The following is a 778-nucleotide window of genomic DNA, read 5'->3' as shown; positions in this document are numbered from 1 at the left end:
AGAACACAAAAACGCCCCGCACGCATCACGGTCGGATGCGCGCGGGGTATCGGATCCCAGATTCGGGAAGCTATTTCTGTTTACTTCTTCATGGAGTCTGCGACCTCGGAGAACTTACCGATTTTAGTTGCCTTGACGGGAGTTATAGGGGTGCCGTTGAAGCCATCGATACGGCCGGGGGTCTTCGGGGTCTTGATGGCTGACACGTCGGTGCCTTCTTCGAGGGTCTTGGTGTTCATGATGGCGCCGGTGCCGTCCGCCTTAACGACGGTGTAAAGGTTATCCTTTGAGTTGGCCACGGCCCAAGAACCATCCTTGTCCACGAAAACGGTGACTCCATCGGAGCTCATGCTGGTCCACTCACCGTCGCTCATGATGCCGATAACGGTGCCGTCCTTGCCTTCGACGTAGGCAACCTCATCGTTGTAGTATGCGGTTCCGTCGCTGCTTTCGGTCTTCTTCACTCCGGGCTTCTCCTGGAATTTCTTCACGAATTCCTTAGCAGCACTGTAGCTTGTCTCGTCCGACTGCTGGGAGTCATCCCCTGCGCCCTTAGATGCTTCCGTGGCGCCGGAGGAATCTGCCGAGGAAGTCTGGGTGCTCTTAGCCGCAGCCTTGGTGGTTTCCGCCGCCGAGGGGCTAGAGGACTGGGCGGCCGCCGAGGGGCTTGCAGAGGCGGTCGCGGATGCAGATGCCGACGCACTTGCGGAACCGCTGGGGGCGGACACTTTGTAACCGCCGCAGGCCACGAGGCCGAGGGCACCGGCAATGGTCAGGG

The 778-nt window shown here is 59.6% G+C and carries 1 protein-coding gene; it reads right to left on the bottom strand.

The window, feature by feature from the left end; genetic code table 11:
- Positions 1–80: 80 nt before the first annotated feature.
- A partial coding sequence (locus tag HMPREF2674_RS07650) for a preprotein translocase subunit SecD (protein WP_070825343.1) occupies positions 81–778 on the bottom strand: 698 nt, incomplete at its 5' end.

It is taken from the genome of Rothia sp. HMSC062F03 (genome assembly GCF_001836905.1).
Classification (GTDB): domain Bacteria; phylum Actinomycetota; class Actinomycetes; order Actinomycetales; family Micrococcaceae; genus Rothia; species Rothia mucilaginosa_A.
This window is presented reverse-complemented; position numbering and strand designations above follow the sequence as displayed.